The sequence below is a fragment of the Thiocapsa sp. genome, from assembly GCF_018399035.1.
GTDB lineage: Bacteria > Pseudomonadota > Gammaproteobacteria > Chromatiales > Chromatiaceae > Thiocapsa.
The window spans coordinates 1791048-1814372 of the sequence record NZ_CP073760.1 but is presented as its reverse complement, the minus strand read 5'-3'; the positions used below and the strand labels follow the sequence as shown (position 1 = coordinate 1814372).

Here is a 23325-nt window from a genome sequence, read left to right as displayed (position 1 = left end):
ACATTCTCGCATGGCGTTCCGAGGTCGGGATGACTCAGCGCTCCTTCAACCAGATTCGATGGGTCCACAGGACTTTCCTGATGCCGGAATCTCGCACATGGCGTCCTCGAATGGCGCCGGCTCCGATGCTTGACTCTTGGCCTCGACCCGGCGCGTCAGGACCGCGGCTTTCCTTTTGTCTCCCAGGCATCTTGAGTTCCGGGGGCAGTGCGGCCTGGCAAGGCCGCGTGTTCTAGCGGGTGGGAATCCCGCCTGGGTAATCGTGCGCCGCGAGCCCAGTATCGAGCCTTGCGGCGTGGACGGCAACGGACACGTCGATGCGTAGGCACGAAAGCAGGCGAGGTGCAAAGGTAACGGGTGGAGCCGACCTTGAAGGTGTTGAGCCCCGTAAAGAACAGTCGGGAGTGCCGACGGGTTTGTCCCTCCGGCAGGCAACAATCCGTGCTGCGCGATGGCGAGCGGTACGGATACTCCCAGGGTCCGAGGCCGTATCGAGCCTGACATGGAGAACACGTGGTAACCAGGGAGATCCACGTATCGGTCCGCCGGAGGCGGGCACCCGTGAACAAGTGTAGAAAGCGAGGACACGGACGGTGGTGCGTGGAAGTCGGAGCCATCCATACGAGCGATGACGCCCGGTAATGCGGGTCGAGCAAAGGGGTGGCGGTTTGAGACAACGCGAAAGCGACACACGGCCCTACGCCGAGAGGATTCTGTCCGTGACAACCAAACTTGAGCGTTTCACACTGATGGCGCGCGAGCAACTGCGAGAGCGGTTCAATTCTCTGATGGGGTTGTTGTTCGACCCCGAGGGCTTGCGCGAAAGCTTCGAGCGACAGAAAGGAAACAAGGCGCCCGGAGTCGATGGGGTAAGAAAAGACGACTACGGAAAGGACCTGGACGCGCAACTGGACGACCTGTCGGCGCGGATACGCCGAATGGGCTACCGGCCGCAACCGGTGCGGCGCAGCTACATTCCCAAGGGGGATGGACGCTACCGTCCGCTGGGTGTGCCGAGCTTCGAGGACCGATTGGTGCAGGATCGGCTCAGCCGCCTCCTGCAAGCCATCTGGGAGCCGGAATTTTGCGACTGCTCGTATGGCTTTCGTCCCGGTCGTAGCGCGCACGATGCGTTGCGGCGGGTCGCGGAGGTCATCACCAACGCAGAAACGCAATGGGTGGTTGAGGCCGACATCAAAGGCTTCTTCGATCATCTCTCGCATGCCCATTTACTGCGCTTCCTGGAGCACCGCATCGCCGATCCCAATCTTCTGCGGATCGTGCGGCGCTTCCTGAAGGCCGGCGTCATGGAAGACGGCGCATTCACGGCCAGCGACGAGGGTGCCCCGCAAGGGGTTTGGTCTCGCCCGTGCTCAGCAATATCTACCTGCACTACGTGCTCGACCTGTGGTTCGAGAAACGTTTCGCCAGGGGCTGTGCCGGCAAAGCCTACCTGATCCGCTACGCCGACGACTATGTCGCCTGCTTCGAGTACGAGGCCGATGCCAACGCCTTCCTGGCCGCCATGACCGAACGACTGGCGGCCTTCGACCTGGAAGTCGAACCGAGCAAAACCGCGCTGTTACGCTTCGGCAGCCACGCCCTTGGGCAACGTGCCGACACCGCGGCAGGATCGCGCACCTTCAGCTTCCTCGGCTTCACCCACTATGTGGGCCGTAGTCGTCGGGGCCGGTTCGTGGTCGGGCGCAAGACCGACGGCAAGCGCATGGCCAAGAAGCTCAAACTGTTGAACGAGCGACTACGCGGCCTGCGCACGCAGGGCGGGGCGGCCATGCTGGCCTACCTCGTGCGCCACCTGCGCGGGCATCTCCAGTACTACGGGGTGAGCGGCAACGGCCGCGCCTTGGCGAGTTACATCCACTTCGCCGGCGGCCTGCTGTTTAAGTGGCTAAACCGCCGCAGTCAGCGCCGCTCGTTGACCTGGAAGCGCTTCAGCGCCGCCATTCGCCCCCTGCTGCCGCGTGCTCGGATCATCCATGATCTCTACCCCGTCCCTTGGTGGATGACTCAAGCTGGGAGCCGGATGGTGTAACACTCCAAGTCCGGTTCTGCGAGGAGCCGGGAACGAACCGTCGTATGGCCGAGATCATGTGGCACCGCCGGGAAACCAGGCGGCAAACCGAGAACACAAACATCAGCCTAACCGACGGCAAGAACCCGGCTTACTCTCCGCGTACTTAAACCGCGCCCAGTGCGGTATGCGATGTTTTTGGATGGGATCGGCCCCGGCGGATTTCAGAGCCGCTGGAGCCGGCGCGGTTTAAAGTATTAATAAATATAAAATTTTAATCCATCCTGACTAGCAAGGAGCTTCAGCCACGCGCCGAATCCACGATTCGGTGCGGAGTGCCACAAGGATCAAGCAACCAAGACTATTGAGGGCGAGCGCCTGTGATCTCCTTGAGTTGCCGGAACAGAATTAGGTAAACTGTCCCCGCAATTGCTGCCGCCTCGCGACAGGAGCCTCACCGATGGAGTTTTATGCCACCGCGCGCCTCGTCGCGTCCGCTGATCAGCTGCGCGATCGGATCACCGGGCCGCGACTTGCCGAGCACTGCACGGCAATCGACCGGGTCTTGAGCTGGCGGGAAGACCGCGATGCGGGCGAGATCTACTGCCTCTGGGGCCAGTTCGAGGTGCGGCGCGAGCCGATCCGCGACGGCGTGCGCTTCACTCTGCCCGGCTGCCCGAACGCGCTGGCTTGGACGGTGACCTCGGAGCCCGAGGGCGTGCTCGTACATTGCACCATCAACCGGACCGAGCACGATCCGGACTTCATCGAGTCGATCGAGATGTTCGTGGAGGATTGGCGCACGGGGCTGGAGCCGTCCGGGGTAGTCCGAGCAAGGCGCACTTTGAGGTCCGCGTAGCGCATCGAAGCGAAGCCTTGCTTCCGGTTCCGCGTCCCATGACAGCACGTCGTTGAAACGCGGATGGCCGGCCAGCACCGCCAGAACCTCGTGCGGCATGGTTGTCCCGCCGCCCTCGAGCCACGCCCGAGCGACCTCTTTGGCACTCCGGCCATCGACCCAGTGTTGAGGTGACTTCGGCGGTGCGTATTGCTCCCGGTCTGCGAGTGATGCAATGCGCTGACCGGCTTTCGCGATGGACATGGAGCTCGCCCTTGTTGCCTACGAAGGCCCGGACCTTAAAGGGATGATGTTCGAGGTGCCGGAGCATGTCGAAACCATACAAATCGGCAATCCGATTCTCAATTTGTATAAGTTCGAGGCGCGTCGGGGTTTCGGCCAAGCCCGGTCGCGACCGTCAACGTCAACTCACTGCTCGCCTTCGGACGGCATGACGCTGTACTTCAGCGACGGCGGACCCGGGGGCAGCTCCACGAAGCTGTCGCCGTGCGCGGCGATCGTGAATTGGCGCTCGGCGTCGGCGCCGGAGGCCTGCGGGTCGGGATCGAGGTAGGCGGTGCCGATCCAGCCCGGCTCCAGGAGGGCCGGGATCTTGGGGCCGACAAAGCCACGGTCGAGGAGCGCCTGACTCACGCCGTACGAGCGCACCCGGATGGTCTCGCCCGGCTCTACCCGCGTGGTCGCGCGCAGCACGGAGATGACCTCCATGCGATAGACGACGTCGAAGCGCCCCGCCGGATCCGCAGCGGTCTGCACCTCCAACACCTTCACTTCGAGGACCGCTTGGGCATCGGCCTTGAGCCCCTCCACCGCATCCGGCGGCAGGACCGCGCCGACCTTCCCGGCCAGGATGGCGAGCAGTCCAAAGACGGCGATGGCGGTGGTTCGCATCGAGCGTATTCGCGTCATAACGATTCCTCCGAGACAGGGCAACCGGTCCGACAAGACACAAAAAAACCATGCGGCCTGGGGGCCGCATGGTCTTTTCGGCGAGAGGCTGATGCGATCAGTTGAGGATCGGAACACGCCCCTGGAAAACGGCCTCGTAATAGGCACTGGACTCGAGCAGATCGATCACGCGCGGATCAACGAGGGCATTGGCGATCTGCGCATGCTCGATGCTGCTGAAATCCCCGGTGTGTGTCACAACGCCTTCATGCAGCTTCGCGAGCAGGTGCTCTGCCTCGAGCTCCGCGGCGATCCGGCGCTGTTGCTCGTACCAGTCCTGGCCGGCCTGTGTTGCGAAGGTCCGGTCATGCGCGACACTGCGATCGAGGTCGAGTGCCAGCGGGTTGGTGTCCGACAGCACGGCGGGAGACGCGACGAGGGTCGCGACCAGCATCAAGAGTGTGGATTTCATGAGTCTTTGCTCTGCTATAAAATAAGTTAATGCTAATATACCGATGCAAAGAGCCTGAGTCAAGCGATTGGAAAACGTGCCGTCGTTTGGGAAGAGCCGCAACGCTGCGATAGAAGCACTTCATTCCGGATCCTGCAGGGTTCTTCGGCGGATGAGGCTGGCCGCCGTCGTGCACCCGGGGCAGGGCGAACTGCCGTCGTGAATCAAGTTGTGGCCTTTTTTTGCGCTTCTCATTCACACCCCACCGTCGTTCACCAGTGCGCCAAGCTCCAGTTCCACGCCGTCGAGCATCGAGGGGCCGATCCGATACGGCGGGCCGAGCTGGGAGGAACTTCGGTAGGCGCCGTTCTCGACCAGATCGTGAAACTGGCCTGAATGACGGGCGGGGGTGTGCTCCGGCGATCGCCAGGACAGGTCCCTCTCAGGCAATCTCGTCGATCGGCGCGGCCTCGGTCCCGCGGTCCAGCCCGCTCCAAGGGGTGATGTCTTTCCGATAGCGACGCATCACCAGATTGGCGAGCAGTCCGGTCCAACCGGTTTGGTGCGAGGCGCCGAGACCCTCGCCGGTCTCGCCGTGGAAATACTCATGAAAGCTTAGCAGGTCGCGCCAGTGGACATCGTCGTGCAGTGGTCCCTCGCGGACCAGGGCCGGCGGCGGCGCGCCGTTCGGAGGTCGGTAGAGATTGACGAGGCGTTCGGCAATCAAGGTGGCGATCTCGCCGAGGTTGAGCCGTTGGCCGTCTTTGCAGGCGACCGGGACCTGAAACCCGGGTCCGAGAAAGCGGTGGTATTTCTCCAGCGCCTGCACGAGCGAGTAGTTGGTCGGCAGCCAGATGGGGCCGCGCCAGTTGGAGTTGCCGCCGAACAGGGGCGAGTTCGACTCGCCGGGGACGTACTCCATCAGTGCCTCGCCGATCCCGGGGATGCGGCCCAAGTGGGTCTGGGTGGCGTGGATCCGGCTCACGCTGCGGATCCCGAAGCGCGACAGGAACTGCTCCTCGTCGAGCAGGCGCTCCAGGATCCGCGGCAGCATGGTGTGATCGACCAGGGCGAGCAGGTGCTCGCCCCGGTCGTTTTCCCAATCCGGACAGAGACAGACGGTGCTGCCCCGGAAGAGCCCGCCTTTATGGACGCTCAGCAGGTCGGCGAAGCCCGGCGCGTTTGCCAGGAGTCGCCGGTCGACGATCTCGGCGCCTCGGGCAGGAGATCGTCGTAGAAGACGGTGGTCTCGGACTGGCGGATGGAGAGCGTGCGCTCGCTGCGCGCGAAGGGTTGGGCGAGCGGCTCGGCGCTGAGCACCAGATCGACCATGGCGTGCTGTTGCGGGCCGACGGTCCAATGGCCCCAGGCCGCGCATTTGGTCCCAACGAGCGCCGGATTGACCGCTGCCGTGTCGCCCTGAACCACGCGACGGTGGAAGGCGTCCTTGACGTAGGGAGACGGGTTGGGGCTGCCCCAGAGCAGCTCGGCGTTGGAGAGGTTCTCGGTGAAGAGCAGCTCGGCGCGATGCGAGCCGTAGAGGTGATAGGTGCCGAGCGTCGGGTGCTTCGCCTCGACCGCCCAAGCGGCGCCGTCCGGGGCGGTCGCCGCCCGCAGCACCGGAGGCTCCGCGCCTTCGTCCCATGACCAGGTGTTGCGGAGCCAGAGGGTCGGCAAGAGATGGATCTCGGCGGCCTCCGGGCCGCGGTTCTTCAGATAGATGCGGATATGGATCTCGCGCGGGCCGGCCTTGGCGTAGAAGACGTCGACGTCCCAATAGCGCTGCGCGTCGAAACAGCCGGTGTCGGTGAGCAGGTAGGGCGGATCCTGGCGGGAGCGCCGGGCGTTCTCCTCGATCAGCCCGCGATAGGGGAAGGGCGCCTGCGGATACTTGTAGAGATAGCGCAGATAGCTCGCCGTGGGCAGAGCGTCTCGATAGAACCAGCACTCCTTCACGTCCTCGCCGCGATTGCCCTGCGGTCCGGTCAGCCCGAAGGCGCGCTCCTTCAAAAAGGGGTCGCGCCCGTTCCAGAGTGCGAGCGCAAAGCAGAGTCGCTGCTCGCGATCGCAGATGCCGCCGAGCCCGTCTTCGTTCCACCGATAGACGCGCGAGCGCGCCTGCTCATGCGTGAAGTGATCCCAGGCGTTGCCGTCGGCGCTGTAATCCTCGCGCACCGTTCCCCAGGCGCGCTCGGCGAGATAGGGGCCCCAGAGACGCCAGTCGGCGGTGCCGAGGCGCGCCTCTTCCAAGCGTTCGCGCTCGGCGTTGATCGGCCATTCGCTCACGTGAGTCTCCTGCGGATGCGCTCCAGCTGTATCCAGGCATCCAGAATACAGGCGACCGACCAGGCTTGCGCCGGACAGCCGCGCGGGTGGTGCGGCGGATCACCGTCGAAGATCTCGCCGACGCTACCGATTCCGGCGTCGCGAAGATGATCGGCGATCGGCTCAAGCCGCGCTTGGGCTGCCGCCGCATCGCCGGTCACTCGGTATTCCGCGAGGGCGTAGTGACCCAGCAGCCAAGCCCAGACCGTGCCCTGATGGTAGGCCGCATCGCGACTCCAGACATCCCCTTCGTAACGACCCCGATAATCGGGGTCTTCTTGCGCCAGGGTGCGCAAGCCGTCGGGACAGAGTAGATGACGCGCACAGACCTCGACGACCGAGGCTCGGGCGGGCGCGTCGATCGGCGAGTGCGTCAGGCTGACCGCGAAGATCTGATTGGGGCGAATACGCGCGCCCTCGCCATCCGGGCCGTCGATGACATCGTAGAGACCTTCGCCGTCCAGACGCACGAATCGGGCAAAACCGGCGCGCGTCCGATCCGCTGCGCTGCGATAGCCTCGCGGATCGCGACCCAACCGCTCGGCGAAATCGGCCATCACCCTCAGCCCGTGGTACCAGAGCGCATTGATCTCCACCGGCTTGCCGATCCGCGGGGTCACCACCCAATCCCCGACCTTCGCATCCATCCAGGTGAGCTGCACTCCCGGCTCCCCGGCGCGGATCAGTCCGTCGCTGGGGTCCATGCCGATCCCGTAGCGGGTGCCTTCGCGATAGTGCGAGAGGATCGACTCCAGGATCGGGAACACTCGGGCGAGTGCGGCGCGGTCATCCGTTACCTCGATATAGGCGCGCCAGGCATCGATGAACCAGAGTGCCGCATCGACCGTGTTGTAGACGGGCGTCTCGCCGGCACCGGGGAAGCGGTTCGGCAGCATGCCGCCGTCGACGAAGCCCGCGAAGGTCTCCAGGATGCGTTTGGCGATCTCGGGTCGACCGGTCGCGAGGGTGAGTCCGGGCAGCGCGATCATGGTGTCGCGACCCCAGTCGCCGAACCAGGGGTAGCCGGCGATGACGGATGCGCCTTTGGCCTGCGATTGCCCGGCGGGCAGGGTGCCGATCGGCCGCTCGATCAGGAAGCTGTCGGCGGCGAGGATGAGCTGCTCGACCCAGCCGGGGATGTCCGGAATCTGCTTGTGATGGGTCCGTGCGGTCTGAAGGAGCGCGCGATCCTGCTGCCGGAAGCGCTCCAATGCCTGCTCGGGATCCGGCACGGGGCCGGTCGTGGCGTCGAGTGCAACCGTCGCCAACACACCGGACCACGCGGTCGTGCTCAGGGACAGCTCGGCGAAACCGACGCGCAACAGGTCGTGCTGATCCGGTAGCCCGCGTTCGCGCTCGATCGGCAAGCCGAAGTGCTCGATCCAGTCGCGGTCGATCCGCATGCGTCCGCCGACGGCGATCAGGGTAATGTCGTGTCCGTCGGCGCAACGCGCCGTCAAGCGCGCTTCGCCGTCGCCGTCGCCGTCGAGGGTCAGGATCGGATCGAAGTCGCCCTTGTGACCGACGTGGTGATGGTCGTGATCGGCAAGCAGCAGGGCGATGCGCACGCGCGTCGCGGTACCCGGACGGCCTCGCAGGAGCCGATAGACCGACCAGACGCTGTCCTCGCCCGGCGGCATCCAGATGCGCTGCTCGACCAAGAGATCGCCGCAGGCCCAATGCCACACCGGCATGCGCCCGTCCAGGCGGAAGGCGTCGATCAGCCCATGCCCGTCCGGCGCGATGCAACCGTCGGCCCAGCGGTTGGTGAAGAGCGGCCAGTGGTGTTCCCCGTCGATCAGGGTCGCGTCCAGCTTGGCGACCTGCAGGCGGCGCCCGAGCGGCGGATCGATCGTTGCGGTCAGGATGCCGTGGTAGCCGCGGGTCAGGCCGCCGGCGACCGTGCCCGCGGCATAGCCTCCGCGGCCGTTGGCGATCCACCACTCGCGGCGTTCGGCCTGGTTCAGGCCAGCTGAGGGTATGGTCATGGGTGAACACTCGGTCCGGTCGACAGGGTTGTCGGGGCTTGCGGATCGCCTGTCGCGGCACCATCCGCGCCTTACTGGTTCGGCACATCCCGGAACTCCGTTATGCCAAGCTGCGCATCGGAGCGCTCCGCGCAGCGAGGGCCGGCGGTTGTGCCGAGCCGTGCGAGGCACAACCAACCGTCGGCGCAAGTTGTGCCTCCTATCGTCAGCACAACCTACAGGAATGGAATTTTCCGGGAATCGCCTTCCCGAGCGGCGACTTGATATCGGCGGACCGGAAGGTTGCAAATCTGGCACGCCAGTCCACAATTGCAAGCATGATTCCCCGCCATCTTGCGACACCTCTCGAGCATCGACTCAAGCGGTTTCCGGCTGTCGCCTTGCTCGGTCCTCGTCAGGTCGGAAAGACGACCTTGGCCATGTCGTGCCGCGCAGCCGACGATGCACTCTACCTGGATCTGGAGAATCCGGCCGACCTCGACAAGCTGTCGGATCCTCGCGGTTACCTCGAGGGGCGTCGCGGCCGTCTCACGATCATCGACGAGGTCCAGCGCGCCCCGGGGCTGTTTCAGGTCCTGCGTGGTCTGATCGACGAGCGTGTGCGGGACGGCGAGGCGGCCGGCCATTTTCTCCTCCTCGGCTCGGCGTCGGTCGACCTGCTGCGCCAATCGAGCGAGAGTCTTGCGGGGCGGATCGCCTATCTCGAGCTGGCCCCGTTCGATGCCCTGGAGATCGATTCGACGCGGATCCAGCCGCTTTGGAACCGCGGTGGATTCCCGCGCAGCTTTCTTGCGGACACGGATACAGACAGCGTCTTGTGGCGCGAGAGCTTCATCCGCAGCTATCTTGAACGCGATATCCCTCAGCTCGGGCCGCGGATCCCCGCCGAGACCTTGCGCCGTTTTTGGACCATGCTCGCGCATGCGCAGGGTGGTCTGCTCAATGCCGCCGAGCTGGCGCGTGCCCTCGCCGTCGACGGCAAGACGGTAGCCAGGTATCTGGACCTGATGGTCGATCTCCTCTTGGTGCGCCGCCTTCCCCCCTATCTCGCGAACGTCAAGAAGCGCCTCGTCAAATCGCCTAAGGTGTACGTGCGCGACAGCGGGCTCGTCCACACGCTGTTGCGATTGGACACGCTTGACGACCTGCTCGGACACCCGGTCGCCGGCATGAGCTGGGAGGGGTTCGTCATCGAGACCCTGTTGCGTGCCGCGCCCGAGAGAACCCAAGCGAGCTTCTACCGAACCGCTACCGGGGTGGAAATGGACTTGGTACTCGAGCTGCCGGGCAACCGCCTCTGGACCGTCGAGATCAAACGCGGCCTCGCGCCGAAGGCCGAGCCGGGCACCTACACGGCGCTCGAAGACCTGAATCCCGACCGTGCCTTTCTGGTCTACTCCGGGGACGAGCGCTACCCGAAAGGTGGCGGTATCGAGGCGATCGGTTTAGGGCTCTTGGCGAAGGAACTGGTCGCGCTGCCGGCGTGAGGCGAGAGACTCGATGAGGCATTGTTTCTAGGGCCGGCGTGTCTTGTTCATCACTCCGGCCAGCGTGGCACATGGCGCAGAGCGCCGCGGGGCATGCGTGACACCGCAGAGCGGGTGTCACGAGCGATTGAAGTTTGGGCGGTCGGTCTGAGCGAAGATCGAATGAGCGAGGCCGCCCGGCCGAAGGGTGGTTAAGCGCCGGAGGGATTAGTGGACTTCGCTGCGCTCTACCCATCCTACCGTCATCAAGGTGTTCACCTTGTTTCTGAATCGTCGCTCGGTCTCAAGGCCGGATGTAGACAAAACCCTGCGATTGCAGCTCACCGATACGCGTTACCCCGCCCTGACTCACCTCGACAAATCCCGGCAGCAGCTCGTCAAGCTCCAGATTGAACACCTTGAGCGTGTTGCCGCACATCTCGAAGGCGACACCCTGCTCGCGCAGCGACGCCATGCCGGAGCTGACCTTCTCGGTCGCCTCGATCTCGTTCAGCGCGTTTACCGCAGGCCCGTGGACGACCAGCACCATATTGATGTTCTCCGGTCCGCCGACCCCGTCGATATGGTTCTGCATGTTGTTCAGCACGAAGGCCGCACGCTCCGGCTCCGAGAGGTGGTAGACGACATCGAGCTTCTCCGCCGCAGTCGCGACGGACGATACACCGGCGACTGCGGCAAGCAACGCCAAGAGCGGAGCAGTTTTCATCGGAAAGTCCTCGTTTGATGGTTGATCGGCGCCCGTCTCACGGAGCGCTCGACACACAGGCGAAGCCCTAAAGCAACGCAGCAAGAGGGCTGCAAGCGCGACGCCCGGTCACGCGACCAAGCCTGCCGAAACCTGCGCCCCTTTTCTTCTTATTCTCGTTCACCTCGATCGCGTCCGCGCCGTCATTCCTTGATGCCACAAAGCGTCCACCATCCACCCAAGCTCATTGGTTCCACCGAGACGATCGAGTCTTAAACCGCGCCCAGTGCGGTATGCGATGTTTTTGGATGGGATCGGCCCCGGCGGATTTCAGAGCCGCTGGAGCCGGCGCGGTTTAAGGTATTAAAAAATATAAAATTTTAAACCGCGTCCCCCGCTAAGGGTCGTGGATTCACCAAACTTCGAACTCACTCGAAAGTGAGCATCTCGCTTTGGACGCGGTTTAGAGCTCCTGCGAGGCGAAGTCAGCAAGCCGCGACCGCTCCCCGCGCAACAGCGTGATATGCCCGCTGTACGGCCACTGCTTGAAGCGATCCACCACATACGTCAGGCCGGATGTGGTCTCTGTCAAGTAAGGCGTATCGATCTGGCTGATGTTGCCGAGACAGACGAACTTGGTGCCCGGACCGGAGCGCGTGATGAGTGTCTTCATCTGCTTGGCGGTGAGGTTTTGGGCCTCGTCCAGGATGATGTATTTGTTCAGGAAGGTACGCCCGCGCATGAAGTTGAGCGAGGAGATGCGGATCCGGTTGCGGATCAGGTCATTGGTCGCCGCGCGTCCCCATTCGCCGCCCTCGGGCTTGGTGAGCACCTCGAGGTTGTCCATGAGCGCGCCCATCCAGGGCGTCATCTTCTCCTCCTCCGTGCCGGGCAGGAAGCCGATGTCTTCGCCGACCGGGACCGTCACCCGGGTCATGATGATCTCGCGATAGAGGTTGCGATCCAGCACCTGGGCGAGCCCCGCCGCCAGTGCCAGGAGCGTCTTGCCGGTCCCCGCGGCCCCGAGCAGGGTGACGAAATCCAGGTCCGGATCCATCAGCATGTTGAGCGCGAAGTTCTGCTCGCGGTTGCGCGCCATGATGCCCCAGACGCCGTGGCGCGGGACCCGATAGTCGTCCACCAGCTCGATGACGGCCTCGGTCTCGGTGCGTTTCTCGCGCACGATCGCCTCGAAGGCGCCGTCCTCGCCCAGGTAGAGACACTCGGCGGGATACCAGTCGGCGATGTCCGGCCCGGCGACTCGATAGAGCGTGCGGCCCTCCTCTTTCCAGGCATCGAGCGACTTATCGTGGTGCTCCCAGAAATCCTCCGGGAGCGCCTCCATGCCCGTGTAGAGCAGGTTGACGTCGTCGAGGACCTGATCGTTGGAGTAGTCCTCCGCCGGGATGCCGAGCACCGCCGCCTTGATGCGCAGGTTGATGTCTTTGGAGACGATGATGACCTGGCGATCGGTCCGCAGCTGGCTCAGCGCTTGGGCGGTGCCCAGGATGTTGTTGTCCGCTCCGCTGCCCGGCAAGGATGCCGGCAGCTTCAGATCGAGCAGCTCGGTCTGAAAGAAAAGCCGCCCGGTGGACGGGTGTGCGATGCCGCCGCCGGTCGAGACCGGGCCGATCAGAAGTCCCGCGTCGATCTCCTCCTTGTCCGCCCCGGACATGAGCTGATCCAGAAACCGACTGACCTGGCGGACGTTGCGCGCCACCTCGGACAAGCCCTTCTTTCCGTGATCGAGCTCCTCGAGCACGATCATGGGCAGGAAGATGTCGTGTTCTTGGAAGCGAAAGATGGCCGTGGGGTCGTGCATCAGCACGTTGGTGTCGAGGACGAAGAGGCAGGTCTTGTCGTTTTCGCGTTTGATCATGGGTATCGGCTACCGGAGCGCCGCGCCGGAGCACTCGGCAGCGGCGATCGATCGGGTGGGGGAGGGGATCTGCGACGCTCGGCAGGGCTGCTCGGCATCGTCGGGCGACGCGCGGGCCGGCTTCGATCCCGTGGCGATGCGGGTGCCGCGACCTCCGCGCGGGTGGCCGAGGCACCCCGAGGCGCGACTCAGTGCCGCACGGTAGATGTTCCGAGACCGTTCGTTGTCGTTGTCGTAGTCGACCATCGATAGGAGTACGACAACGACAACGACAACGACAACGAAAAAATGATCTCGGACGGTCTCGGAATCTCTGCACCGCTACATTAGCCGGCGTTGAGCCGTTGCGCCGCGGCGAGCACGGCGGCGACGTGGTCCTTCACCTTGACCCCGCGCCATTCCTCGCGCAGCACGCCCTCGGCGTCGATCAGGAAGGTACTGCGCTCGACCCCGAGGCTCTCTTTGCCGTACATCTTCTTCATCTTGATGACATCGAAGGCCTTGCAGAGCGTCTCGTCCTTGTCCGAGAGCAGATCGAAGGGGAAGGATTGTTTGGCCTTGAAGTTTTCCTGGGCCTTGATGCCGTCGCGCGAGGCGCCGAGGATCTGCGTGTCCGCCGCCGCGAAGGCGTCCGCCGCATCGCGAAAGTCCTGGCCTTCCTGCGTGCAGCCGGGCGTGCTGGCCTTGGGGTAGAAATAGAGGACGAGGTTCTTGCCGCGGTAGTCCGAGAGCTTGACGCTCTTCTCGCCCGTGGCGGGCAGCTCGATATCCGGGATGGTTTCGCCGATCGCGACGCTCATGGCTGGGTGCCTCCACTCTCGAGTGATGATGGTGTGCGGTGGATTTGGTGGCGGCCGGCGGCGTTTCATACCGTCCGGCGCACCTGCACAGCCGGTCGGGCTCAGCCCTTGATCGGCTCGAGCACCGCGTCGAGGTTCAGCCCGTCGCAATAGTCCATGAACTCCTCGCGCAGACCGGCGATGTGCATGTCGGAGGGGATCCCGACCGTCATGTGCACCGCGAACATGGTGGTTCCGGTGTGGGCGGCCGCATAGGTGGAGGTCGACATGTCCTCGATGTTGATCTTGCGCTCGGCGAAGAAGCCGGCGAGGTTGTTGACGATCCCCGGATGGTCCATCGAGATCACGTCGACCGCGTACGGGAGTAGATTTCGGCCCGTGGCGCGCTCGCCGGTGCGCTTGGAGATGATCGTCATCCCGAGCTGGCGCTCGAGCTCCGGGAGGGCATTCTCGATCTTGGCCAACGTGTTCCATTTGCCTTCGACCAGAAGGATCGCCGCAAACTCGCCGCCGAGGACCGTCATGCGGCTGTCCTCGATGTTGCAACCGTGCTCGAGCACGGTTTTGGAAATCTGGTTGACGATACCCGGGTGGTCTTCGCCGAGTGCCGAGATCACGAGGTAGGTCTTCTGCTTGGTCATATCCTTGCCGAGGTTCGCGGGTTACAAGTACCGCTCGGAGTGTAACATGGGCCATCGGACACCTGCATAGGGTGCGCCCGGGCACTCAGGAAGGCGACCCACTCCGCGGCTCGACCGGCCCCTGCAGCGGATACCAGGTGTCGTCGCGTGCGGCCGGGAGCAGATCGCGCCTCAGCTGCTTGAGCGCCTCCGAGGTCCGCGCGGCCCCGCCTGCGCCGAAGGGATCCTCGGAATCGAGCACGTCGCCGAGCTCCGCGTCGATCTGATCCGGATCCTCGCCCGCCTCCATCCGGCGGATCGCCTCCGCCATCCCGTCGCCGAGCTTCAGACCCGTCGCCTCGAACAGCTTGCGCATGGTTTGCGCCGCTTGCTTCGGGTCGTCCTGATCGAGATTCTCCAACTCGCCGGCCATCGAGGCGAAGGCGTTCATCAACTTCGCCTCGTCCAGACCTGCAGGCAGATCGTCGTCTCCCGCGTCCTCGTCACCTTGTGCGCGCCCGCGGCTGATCGCGAACAGGCTCGCCTGCCGACCCAGCTCAGGCCGCCCGCAGCGCGGACACGCAGGACGCGTCTCGGTATCGACCCGACGCGAGAAGAAGTTGAAGATGGCATGGCAGTCGGGGCAATAGAACTCATAGACCGGCATGGTGTTGTCTCCGTCGAAAGGCTCGGCGCATTCTACACGCGATGTCCGCCTCGCGAACCGCGCGTCGACAGGGTGCTCGCGACGCTGCGCCGCCCTCGTCGTCGCGTCCCGAGGCGACGAACGCGATCCCGACGCCTCGGGTCCTTACGGTGAGAATTGAAGCTCCGATGTCTATCCTCGACAAGAGTCACGGTCTGTATCCACTGCTCGTTGCACTGATCCTGTTCGTATCGGCCGTCCCCGCGGCATCTGCGCCCGTCGGTCCCGACGACGTGCCTCGCGACGCGCGCAGCACCTTCGATGATCCCGAGGTCCCTCAACACCATCGGTACATGCGGCGTCTGCTGAACAACGCCTTCAGCTACGTCGATCCGGCGCACCGCATCATCGACCCGGTGTCCGGTTATCCGGTCGAGGGCTGGAATCAGGAGCCGGCCAACGGGCTTTTTCTGCGCGACTTCACGCAACTCACCGCGATCGGCGCCTGGATCGAGCTGCTGGCGAACATCGCCGCAGGCCAGGCCGACAATCCCTATCTCTCCCGCGACGCGGCCCTGGACGGACTCGCGCTCGCGGTCGCGACACTCGGTACCGATCAGCGCGATCCGAATCTCGCCGCGAAGGGCTTGCTTTCGAACTTCATGGGGTTCGACGGCGGGCAACGCCGCGGCCCGCTCCTGGAATCCATCGAGCGACGCCGCGTCATCGCCACCTTCGGCGAGCGCGACGGCCAGGCGATCTGGCTCGCTCTCCTGGAGAAGGGGTGGCTGCAGGAGGAAGACAACGGCCGCAAGGGCAAGATTCTCCGTCGCGCAGGCTACGGGGCGCTCCATTTCGACGGGGCGCTTGCACCCTATGCCGATCCGTCTCGGCAAGCCGCCATCATGGGGCTGCTCGATCAACGCGTGGTCACCATCATCTTCGGCGACAACGCCAACCTGACGGCCGCCTTGGCAAGAGCGATCGGCGCACTCCTGCAGCCCGAGATCCGCGACGACCCGCGGGCCGTCGCCCTGCGGGACGCGATGGAGCGCTTCATCGAGGCCCAACGAGAGGGCTACGCCCATCTGTTCGATCCACGGACCGGCACCTTCGTGTTCGGCTGGGACGCGACGGCGGATCGGTTCGTCGGCTGGGACGACGGTCGCGGCAACTGGGTGACCGGGCAGATGAACTACTTCATCAACGAGTTCCGCGGCCCTCTGATGTTCACCATGCTGCGCTACGGACTGCCGGTCGCGGCGATCCGCAACGCCGGATTCAAGATCAAGCCCTACCGACAGGCCGACGGCATCGACACCTATGCACTGGCCGCCTGGGACGGCTCGGCCTTTCAGCTGCTCGGGCTGTCGCTGTTCATGCAGGAGCCCCGCAACCCGGCGTGGCGGAGCGCTCTGGAAACACTCGTCGACATCGAGCTCGATTTCTCGACCCGGCATCGGCTGCCCGGACTCCTCTCGGAGGCCTACAGCGGCAAAGGAACCGAATACACCGGCCTGATCGGGATCGCCGACATCGCGGTGACCGATTCTCCGCTCGACACCCAGGCCCCCTCGCTCTACAGCCTCGGCGTTGCCTACGGGATCGCACCCGAGCAGGTGGACGGGTTTCTGCGGACCGAGTGGGCGCGCATCTCGAGCCTCTTCACCGAACACGGTCCCTGGGAAGGTTGGAATACGGCCACCGACGCGGTGATCCCCTACCAGACGACCGCCCACACCCTGTCGCTGATCCTCGGGGGAATCAACACCGCCCATGAAAACATGCGGCGCTATCTCGACGCGACGAACCTCTCCGGCCAGCTCGAAGCACTCTATACGCCGGGGCAGCGGATCGACTTTCTAGCCGCCGAGAACCGGATCATCCCCTGGACCGCGCACGAGGATCCGATCGCCTTTTCGCGCGACGAGGGGACGTCACGTTTCGCGTCGAGCATCACCGGCAGCGGAGGGCTTGCGTTCGTTCTCCCGGAGGGCCACGGGGCGAGCTTGTCGAGCGGCACGCTCTCGATCCGGTTCGCCTCCGAGACCGAGATCGAGGATGCCGTCGTCGCGTTTAAGCGGGCGACCGACGATCCGCTTCCGCCGCCTGCGATCCCCATCGAGATCTTCGCACGCTTCCCGAAGACCGTAGACGGCACGATCGAGGTCGTCCTCCCGGCAACACCCGCCCTGCAGGGGCTCTCGGAGGTCTCGCTGACCTTCCGCGGCCACGAGCAACCGGCACCGGTCGATCTTGCGATTCGAGCGTTCGATTTTGTGCCTTTCGAGGTTGCGCTGGAGCCCTGAGTGAATAGGTCTCACGTTCCCTGTCGGTCGGATTCCCCGTAGGATATCCGTAGTACATCCGAAGGTCAGGCAGCCACCGAGGACACCCGATGCCGGAAAGCAAGACAACGACCCTGACCGTCCGCATCCAGCCGGCCGTGAAAGAAGGACTGCGCACCGTGGCCGAACGGGAGCATCGCAGTTTCGCGAACATGATCGAGGTGATGATCCGCGCGCACTGTGCTCAACACGGCGTCACGATCGCGGACCCCGCACCGACCCAAGCCAAGACCTGAGGGCACGAGGAAGCCCCGCTCCATGCAACAAGAGAAGATCTCGCTCGCCCAGCTCGAAGCCTTTCTCCTCAAATCCGCGGACATCCTGCGCGGCAAGATGGACGCCTCCGAGTTCAAGGAGTTCATCTTTGGGATGCTCTTCATCAAGCGCCTGTCGGACGAGTTCGACCGCAAGCGTGAGCAGCTGCGCAAGCAGGATTTTGCCCATATCGACGATCCGCAACTGCTCAGAGAGTTGATGGAGGACAGGACCTCCTACGGCGACACCTTCTTCGTCCCGCCCCGCGCCCGCTGGCATGAGCCCTGGACCGATGCGGGAGGCAACCGCGTCCCGCCGCTCAAGCACCTCAAGCACGACATCGGCAACATGCTCAACAAGGCGGTTGCCGCGGTGGAGGACGAGAACGACGCCCTGGCCGGCGTGCTGAAGAACAACATCGACTTCAACGCGATGAAGGGCAAGACCAAGATCCTGGACCAGAAGTGGAAAGACCTGCTGGACCACTTCAACCAGCCCCGCTTCGTGCTGGTCAACGACAACTTCGAGTTTCCGGACCTGCTCGGTGCAGCCTATGAGTACCTGATCAAGTACTTTGCCGACAGCGCCGGCAAGAAGGGCGGCGAGTTTTATACCCCCGCCGAGGTGGTGCGCCTGCTGGTCCAGCTCACCAAGCCGCGGGCAGGCATGGAGGTCTACGACCCCACCGCCGGCTCCGGCGGATTCCTGATCCAGACCCATGCCTACATCGACGAGCAGGGCCAGGATGCGGACGACCTCTTCCTCTACGGCCAGGACTCCAACGGTACCGTCTGGTCCATCTGCAACATGAACATGATCCTCCACAACATCACCCGTTTCAGGGTGGAGAACGGCGACACCTTGGAGGACCCGCAGATCCTGGAGAACGGCCAGATCAAGAAGTTCGATCGGGTGCTGGCCAATCCGCCCTTCTCGCAGAACTACAGCCGCGCCAACCTCCAGTTCCCCAACCGCTTCCGCGAGTGGTGCCCGGAGACCGGCAAGAAGGCCGACCTGATGTTCGTCCAGCACATGCTGGCCAGCCTCAAGCCTCGCGGCCACATGGCGACCATCATGCCCCACGGTGTCCTGTTTCGCGGCGGCAAGGAGAAGCTGATCCGCGAGATCCTCATCGATGACGACGTCATCGAGGCCATCATCAGTCTGCCGTCGGGCCTCTTCTACGGCACCGGCATCCCCGCCTGTGCGCTGGTCTGCAACAAGTCCAAGCCCGACGCCCTGCGCGACAAGGTCCTCTTCATCAACGCCGACCGGGAGTTCGCCGAGGGCAAGAAGCAGAACAAGCTGCGCCCGGAGGACGTGGAGAAGATCGACAACGTCTTCACCCGCAAGCGCGAGATCGCCAAATACAGCCGCCTGGTGGACAAGACCGAGATCGTCGGCACGCACGACTACAACCTCAACATCCGCCGCTATGTCGACAACACCCCGGACCCCGAGCCCGAGGACGTGCAGGCCCATCTGATCGGCGGCATCCCCGAGGCCGAGGTCCAGGCCCGCAAGGCCGACTTCGACCCGTTCGGCGTCGACCCCGCCAGCCTGTTCCGGCCCGAGCGTCCCGGCTACCTGGCCTTCCAGGACGTCATCGACACCAAGCCGGCCATCAAGGCACGGCTGGAGGCCGACCCCGCGCTGCAACGGACCCTCGTTACCCACCACCAGGCGCTTGAGGCCTGGTGGAGCATCGCCCGCGACGACTTCGCGCAGCTGCGCGACGGCAAGAAACTCCCCGAGGTGCGCCTGGAGCTGCTCACCACTCTCAAGGCCAAGTTGATCCCGCTGTCCGTGCTGGACGAGTTCCAATCCGCCGGGGTCTTCGTCAACTGGTGGCAGCAGATCCGCTACGACCTCAAGACCATCGTTGCCACCGGCTGGCACCACAGCCTGATCCCGGACGAGGATCTCATCGCCACCTTCTTCCAGGCCGAGGCCGACGCCATCGAGACCCTGGAGGCCCGCATCGGCGAGGCTCAGGGCGAGCTGGCCGAGGCGGTCGATGCCGCACAGGAGGTTGCCGCCTACGAGCCGGACGAGGGCGAAAAGGTGACGGCGGCGGTCATCAAGAAGGCGCTCAAGGCACTGATCGAGGACCTGGAGGACAGCATCGGCGAGTCGGCGCTCCGGGAGCGGGCCGCCCTGCAGGCCCGGGAGCGGGCCATCGCCGTACTGGAAAAGCGCATCAAGGACGCCAAGGCCGAGTTGAAGATCCAGTCCGACGCGCTCCAGGTCAAGCTCCAGCTCAAGCGCATCGGCGGCGAGGAGTACAAGGCGGAGTCGCGGGCTCTCCTGAAACAGGTCGAGGCCCGGCTTGCGGATTTCATCCCGGTCGGCAAGGCCGGCGAACGCGCCGTCAATGCCATGAACAAGGACAAGGCTGCGCTCCGGAAGCGGCTAACCGAGACCGACGCCCTGCTGGAGGCCATCGGCGGGCAGCTCACCGAGGACCAGGCCAAGACGCTGATCCTGAGCAAGCTCTATCGCATCGCCAACGCGGAGCTGAACCGCTATCTCAATGCCGAGAAACGGGCGCTGATCGCCATCGTGGAGAATCTTTGGGACAAGTACGCGGTGTCGAGCCGTGAGCTGGAGCGGGCGCGCGGCGAGACCCTGGCGCTGCTGGATGGCTTTCTCGATCGGCTGGGGTATTTGGGGGTATCCGAATGACCGATCGCGACCTGGTAAGCCCCGAGTTTTTCGAGCAGGTTCGCACGCTTCTCCGGGAGGCCCGACAGCGGGCCCAGACCAGCGTCAACGTCATCATGGTCGATGCCTACTGGCGTATCGGACAGCGCATCGTCGATGAGGAACAGGCCGGCGCCACGCGCGCGGACTATGGCCAATATCTGATCCGGGAACTCTCGCGGCAACTCGGAGAGGAGTTTGGTCAGGGCTTCTCCGTTGCCAACCTGAAAAACTTCCGCCAGTTTTATACCGTGTTTCCGGAGTTCCCAAAAAGCTACGCAGTGCGTAGCCAATTATCCTGGAGCCACTATCGCCTGATTATGCGGGTCGAGGACGCCCTAGCCCGCGACTATTACATCCGCGAGGCCGCCGAGCAGCAGTGGAGCAGTCGCCAACTGGAACGTAACATCCGCTCCCGCTGGTACGAACGCCTCCTGTCGACATCAAGCGGAGCCGTGGCCGCCGAGCGCGCACCGCCCCCGGTCGGCGAGTTCATCAAGGATCCCTATGTGCTGGAGTTTCTCGGTCTGCCCGAGATGGCAAACGAGGCCGAGAGCCAACTGGAGACGGCGCTGATCGGCAAGCTCCAGCAGTTCCTGTTGGAGCTGGGCAAGGGCTTCTCCTTCGTCGGGCGTCAGTTCCGCATCAGCTCCGAAACCAGCCACTTCTATATCGACCTGGTGTTCTACAACTATCTGCTCAAGTGCTTCGTGCTTATCGACCTCAAGACCGGCAAGCTCGTCCATCAGGACATCGGGCAGATGGATATGTATGTGCGCATGTTCGACGACCTGAAACGCGGCGAGGACGACAACCCGACGCTGGGGATCATCCTCTGCGCCGACAAGGACGACACCGTGGTGCGCTACTCGGTGCTGCATGAGAGCGAGCAGCTCTTTGCCTCCAAATATCTGCGGGTGCTGCCGACCGAGGAGGAGCTGAAGCGCGAGTTGGAGGCTCGGCATGTGTTGGATCGGGTTGGGGAGAGGAATTGGGGATGAGTCAAGTTAACAAAACGCCCCTTTCAAGCATCGTGTCATCGACAACAGGCGGCGGCACACCCGAAAGAAGCAACCCCGCACTCTGGAATGGAGGCATACCGTGGGCGTCAGTCAAGGACTTTCAGGATAAGAACCGTAAATTAACTTGCACCCAGGAAGAAATTAGCAGAGAAGGACTGAATAGGAGTGCCTCACACCTTATTCCAGCGGGAACTCCGATAATTTGTACAAGAATGGCCGTAGGACGCATTGCGATAGCGGCTGTTCCAACAGCAATCAACCAGGACTTGCGAGCCCTTCACCTTCGGGATGGCTTTGACGTTGATTATGTCGTCTTGGCGATTGAAGGGATCAGAGAGAAAATTGAGAGCTTATCGATAGGATCAACTGTTAAGGGAATTAGTATTGAGCAATTACTTCGATTTGAGATACCTGATTTTCCGTTAGAAGAACAAACCAAAATCGCCGAGATCCTCTCGATGGTGGACCGGGCGATCGAGCAGACCGAGGCGTTCATTGCCAAGCAGCAGCGCATCAAGACCGGCCTGATGCAAGACCTGCTCACCCGAGGCATCGACGAACACGGCAACCTCCGCTCCGAAGAGACCCACGAATTCAAAGACTCACCGCTTGGACGGATACCGGCGGAGTGGGATGTTAGCTCTTGCGCGCAGGTATGCACTGAGATCGTCGTCGGCATCGTGATTCGTCCTGCCCAGTACTACCGTCCAGATGGAGTGCCCGTACTTCGTTCCGCTAACGTCCGACCAAATCAGATCAGCAAAGACGATTTGGTGTTCATGAACGAAGTTGACAACGAGATTCTTCGCAAAAGTCAACTAAGAACGGGAGATCTGGTAACAGTTCGGACAGGGTATCCGGGAACAACAGCAGTCGTACCGCCTGAGTTGGACAAATGCAATTGTGTTGATATCGTAATTACGCGCCCAAGGCGTGAGGTCGTCCGCTCGGAATTTCTATCTATTTGGGTTAACTCCGATAACGGAAAGAGACAGGTATTAGAGGGCCAAGGTGGATTGGCGCAACAGCACTTTAATGTTGGCGAAATGCGGAAACTCCGCGTTAAAGTGCCGCCACTCTCGGAGCAAGAGCGAATTGAAGCGACAATACACGGGCACGAGAGTCTCCTTCGCCGCATTCAAAGCAATGCTCTGAAATTGGGCTTTCTGAAGAAAGCCCTCATGCAAGACCTCCTAACCGGCAAGAAACGCGTCACCGCCTTGCTGGAACCGGAAGCCCCCGCGGTCCAGACGCCATGACCGACAAGCCCCTCCAAATCCGCAACAGCACCGCCGAGTTCCTGATCTTCACGGCCCAGGCCGGGGAACAGGGGATCGAGGTCCGATTCGAGGACGAAACCGTCTGGCTGACCCAGAAGATGATGGCGGAGCTGTTCGGCGTGGACGTCCGCACGGTCAGTGAGCACTTGGGGAATATCTTCGCCAGCAACGAGTTACAGCAGGCTTCAGTTGTCCGGAAATTCCGGAGCACTGCCGCGGACGGCAAGCGCTACAACACCCAGTTCTACAGCCTGGACGCCATCATCTCCGTCGGCTACCGCGTCAACTCGGTGCGCGCCACCCAGTTTCGGCAGTGGGCGACGGGCGTCCTGCGACAGTTCGCCCTTCGCGGCTATGTGCTGGACCGCCAGCGCATGGAGAACGGCGCTTTCCTCGGCGAGGACTACTTCGAGCGCCTGCTCGAAGAGATCCGCGAGATCCGGCTCAGCGAACGCCGCTTCTACCAGAAGGTCACGGACATCTACGCCACCGCGGTCGACTACAACAGGGACGCCCCCACCACTCGGGCGTTCTTCGCCAAGGTCCAGAACAAGCTGCACTACGCCGTCCACGGCCACACCGCCCCCGAACTGATCAAGGAGCGCGCCGACAGCACCAAGCCGCACATGGGCTTACAGACCTGGGCGGGCGAAGGGTCCCGAGGGCAAGATCCTGAAGAGCGACGTGTCGGTGGCCAAGAACTACCTGGCCAAGGACGAGTTGGAATCCCTCGGTCGCATCGTCAACGCCTACCTGGACCTGGCCGAAGACCGCGCACGCCGCAAGATCCCCATGACCATGGAGGATTGGGCTAAACGACTGGATCTGTTCCTTGAGTTCGACGAGCGCGAGATCCTGCAGGACGCCGGCCGGGTGACGGCCGCCCTGGCCAAGACCTTTGCGGAGAGTGAGTTCGAGAAATTCCGTATCATCCAAGACCGCACGTTCGAGAGCGACTTCGACCGCGAGCTTGTGCGCATCGCGGTCGATGCGGACAAGAAGGACAACGAAGATGGCCAGGAATGACAAGCCCCCTGCAATTAGAGGAAAAGGATTG

18 protein-coding genes and 2 pseudogenes are annotated in these 23325 nt (G+C 63.4%); 9 read left to right on the top strand and 11 right to left on the bottom strand.

Annotation, left to right across the window (positions count from 1 at the left end):
* Positions 1–641: 641 nt before the first annotated feature.
* Together ltrA and KFB96_RS08290 are read left to right on the top strand one after the other, a co-directional pair.
* Positions 642–2053 (top strand): annotated as a pseudogene (ltrA, locus tag KFB96_RS27490) (group II intron reverse transcriptase/maturase).
* A 439-nt stretch (positions 2054–2492) separates the two neighbouring features.
* On the top strand, positions 2493–2891 hold the full coding sequence (locus KFB96_RS08290) for a hypothetical protein (protein WP_213462397.1): 399 nt from the start codon (positions 2493–2495) through the stop codon (positions 2889–2891).
* A gap of 408 nt (positions 2892–3299) precedes the next feature.
* Here KFB96_RS08290 and KFB96_RS08285 read toward each other — a convergent pair whose 3' ends face one another.
* The 6 genes from KFB96_RS08285 to KFB96_RS08265 all read right to left on the bottom strand — a co-directional run bounded on the left by KFB96_RS08285 (position 3300) and on the right by KFB96_RS08265 (position 8543).
* Positions 3300–3782, bottom strand: coding sequence for a hypothetical protein (locus tag KFB96_RS08285; RefSeq protein WP_300971392.1), 483 nt, complete (start codon positions 3780–3782; stop codon positions 3300–3302).
* 115 nt (positions 3783–3897) lie between these two features.
* Positions 3898–4251: a hypothetical protein gene (locus KFB96_RS08280; RefSeq protein ID WP_213462401.1), complete on the bottom strand. Its 354-nt coding sequence runs from the start codon at positions 4249–4251 to the stop codon at positions 3898–3900.
* A 234-nt stretch (positions 4252–4485) separates the two neighbouring features.
* Positions 4486–4680, bottom strand: a complete 195-nt coding sequence (locus KFB96_RS08275; protein ID WP_213501879.1) for a hypothetical protein — start codon at positions 4678–4680, stop codon at positions 4486–4488.
* Positions 4673–5284 (bottom strand): hypothetical protein, encoded by a 612-nt coding sequence (locus KFB96_RS26560; protein WP_300971391.1) that lies wholly within the window; start codon positions 5282–5284, stop codon positions 4673–4675. Before KFB96_RS26560 ends, KFB96_RS08275 begins: the two co-directional genes overlap by 8 nt.
* 101 nt (positions 5285–5385) lie before the next feature.
* The gene (locus KFB96_RS26555) at positions 5386–6516 is read right to left on the bottom strand and encodes a hypothetical protein (RefSeq protein WP_300971390.1); all 1131 of its coding nucleotides are present in this window, start codon (positions 6514–6516) and stop codon (positions 5386–5388) included.
* Positions 6513–8543: an amylo-alpha-1,6-glucosidase gene (locus tag KFB96_RS08265; protein WP_213462403.1), complete on the bottom strand. Its 2031-nt coding sequence runs from the start codon at positions 8541–8543 to the stop codon at positions 6513–6515. Before KFB96_RS08265 ends, KFB96_RS26555 begins: the two co-directional genes overlap by 4 nt.
* Before the next feature lie 317 nt (positions 8544–8860).
* Here KFB96_RS08265 and KFB96_RS08260 point away from each other — a divergent pair, with 317 nt between their 5' ends.
* Entirely contained in the window at positions 8861–10030 is a 1170-nt protein-coding gene (locus tag KFB96_RS08260) for an ATP-binding protein (RefSeq protein ID WP_213462405.1), read from the top strand.
* A 283-nt stretch (positions 10031–10313) separates the two neighbouring features.
* On the opposite strand, the gene KFB96_RS08255 is transcribed toward KFB96_RS08260, so the two are convergent.
* The 5 genes from KFB96_RS08255 to KFB96_RS08235 form a co-directional block, all read right to left on the bottom strand.
* Positions 10314–10736 carry a DsrE family protein gene (locus KFB96_RS08255; protein ID WP_213462407.1) on the bottom strand — a complete coding sequence of 141 codons (423 nt, stop codon included), beginning with the start codon at positions 10734–10736 and terminating at the stop codon, positions 10314–10316.
* Positions 10737–11178: 442 nt separating this feature from the next.
* On the bottom strand, positions 11179–12594 hold the full coding sequence (locus KFB96_RS08250) for a PhoH family protein (protein ID WP_213462409.1): 1416 nt from the start codon (positions 12592–12594) through the stop codon (positions 11179–11181).
* Between the two features lie 326 nt (positions 12595–12920).
* Positions 12921–13394 (bottom strand): peroxiredoxin, encoded by a 474-nt coding sequence (locus tag KFB96_RS08245; protein WP_213462411.1) that lies wholly within the window; start codon positions 13392–13394, stop codon positions 12921–12923.
* Positions 13395–13495: 101 nt separating this feature from the next.
* Entirely contained in the window at positions 13496–14035 is a 540-nt protein-coding gene (locus KFB96_RS08240) for a glycine cleavage system protein R (RefSeq protein WP_093035171.1), read from the bottom strand.
* 85 nt (positions 14036–14120) lie between these two features.
* Positions 14121–14681: a zinc ribbon domain-containing protein gene (locus tag KFB96_RS08235; protein ID WP_213462413.1), complete on the bottom strand. Its 561-nt coding sequence runs from the start codon at positions 14679–14681 to the stop codon at positions 14121–14123.
* A gap of 167 nt (positions 14682–14848) precedes the next feature.
* Between KFB96_RS08235 and KFB96_RS08230 the strand changes: the two genes are divergently transcribed.
* The 6 genes and pseudogenes from KFB96_RS08230 (at position 14849) to KFB96_RS08205 (ending at position 23294) form a co-directional block, all read left to right on the top strand.
* On the top strand, positions 14849–16969 hold the full coding sequence (locus KFB96_RS08230) for a hypothetical protein (protein ID WP_213462415.1): 2121 nt from the start codon (positions 14849–14851) through the stop codon (positions 16967–16969).
* 89 nt (positions 16970–17058) lie between these two features.
* Positions 17059–17244: a hypothetical protein gene (locus tag KFB96_RS08225; protein WP_213462417.1), complete on the top strand. Its 186-nt coding sequence runs from the start codon at positions 17059–17061 to the stop codon at positions 17242–17244.
* Between the two features lie 22 nt (positions 17245–17266).
* Positions 17267–19948 (top strand): type I restriction-modification system subunit M, encoded by a 2682-nt coding sequence (locus KFB96_RS08220; protein ID WP_213462419.1) that lies wholly within the window; start codon positions 17267–17269, stop codon positions 19946–19948.
* A complete protein-coding gene (locus tag KFB96_RS08215; protein WP_213462420.1) occupies positions 19945–20967 on the top strand; it encodes a PDDEXK nuclease domain-containing protein in 1023 nt (340 codons plus the stop codon). The genes KFB96_RS08220 and KFB96_RS08215 overlap by 4 nt, the downstream gene beginning before the upstream one ends.
* Positions 20964–22247, top strand: a complete 1284-nt coding sequence (locus KFB96_RS08210) for a restriction endonuclease subunit S (RefSeq protein ID WP_213462422.1) — start codon at positions 20964–20966, stop codon at positions 22245–22247. The genes KFB96_RS08215 and KFB96_RS08210 overlap by 4 nt, the downstream gene beginning before the upstream one ends.
* Positions 22244–23294, top strand: a pseudogene (locus KFB96_RS08205) (virulence RhuM family protein). Before KFB96_RS08210 ends, KFB96_RS08205 begins: the two are co-directional and overlap by 4 nt.
* The last annotated feature ends 31 nt before the right edge of the window (positions 23295–23325 follow it).

Excerpts from the sequence above, each read along its gene's own strand:
- KFB96_RS08290 (WP_213462397.1), top strand. The coding sequence starts at position 2,493 with ATGGAGTTTTATGCCACCGCGCGCCTCGTCGCGTCCGCTGATCAGCTG.
- KFB96_RS08285 (WP_300971392.1), bottom strand. The coding sequence starts at position 3,782 with ATGCGAACCACCGCCATCGCCGTCTTTGGACTGCTCGCCATCCTGGCC.
- KFB96_RS08280 (WP_213462401.1), bottom strand. The coding sequence starts at position 4,251 with ATGAAATCCACACTCTTGATGCTGGTCGCGACCCTCGTCGCGTCTCCC.
- KFB96_RS26560 (WP_300971391.1), bottom strand. The coding sequence starts at position 5,284 with ATGCTGCCGCGGATCCTGGAGCGCCTGCTCGACGAGGAGCAGTTCCTG.
- KFB96_RS08265 (WP_213462403.1), bottom strand. The coding sequence starts at position 8,543 with ATGACCATACCCTCAGCTGGCCTGAACCAGGCCGAACGCCGCGAGTGG.
- KFB96_RS08260 (WP_213462405.1), top strand. The coding sequence starts at position 8,861 with ATGATTCCCCGCCATCTTGCGACACCTCTCGAGCATCGACTCAAGCGG.
- KFB96_RS08255 (WP_213462407.1), bottom strand. The coding sequence starts at position 10,736 with ATGAAAACTGCTCCGCTCTTGGCGTTGCTTGCCGCAGTCGCCGGTGTA.
- KFB96_RS08250 (WP_213462409.1), bottom strand. The coding sequence starts at position 12,594 with ATGATCAAACGCGAAAACGACAAGACCTGCCTCTTCGTCCTCGACACC.
- KFB96_RS08245 (WP_213462411.1), bottom strand. The coding sequence starts at position 13,394 with ATGAGCGTCGCGATCGGCGAAACCATCCCGGATATCGAGCTGCCCGCC.
- KFB96_RS08240 (WP_093035171.1), bottom strand. The coding sequence starts at position 14,035 with ATGACCAAGCAGAAGACCTACCTCGTGATCTCGGCACTCGGCGAAGAC.
- KFB96_RS08235 (WP_213462413.1), bottom strand. The coding sequence starts at position 14,681 with ATGCCGGTCTATGAGTTCTATTGCCCCGACTGCCATGCCATCTTCAAC.
- KFB96_RS08230 (WP_213462415.1), top strand. The coding sequence starts at position 14,849 with ATGTCTATCCTCGACAAGAGTCACGGTCTGTATCCACTGCTCGTTGCA.
- KFB96_RS08225 (WP_213462417.1), top strand. The coding sequence starts at position 17,059 with ATGCCGGAAAGCAAGACAACGACCCTGACCGTCCGCATCCAGCCGGCC.
- KFB96_RS08220 (WP_213462419.1), top strand. The coding sequence starts at position 17,267 with ATGCAACAAGAGAAGATCTCGCTCGCCCAGCTCGAAGCCTTTCTCCTC.
- KFB96_RS08215 (WP_213462420.1), top strand. The coding sequence starts at position 19,945 with ATGACCGATCGCGACCTGGTAAGCCCCGAGTTTTTCGAGCAGGTTCGC.
- KFB96_RS08210 (WP_213462422.1), top strand. The coding sequence starts at position 20,964 with ATGAGTCAAGTTAACAAAACGCCCCTTTCAAGCATCGTGTCATCGACA.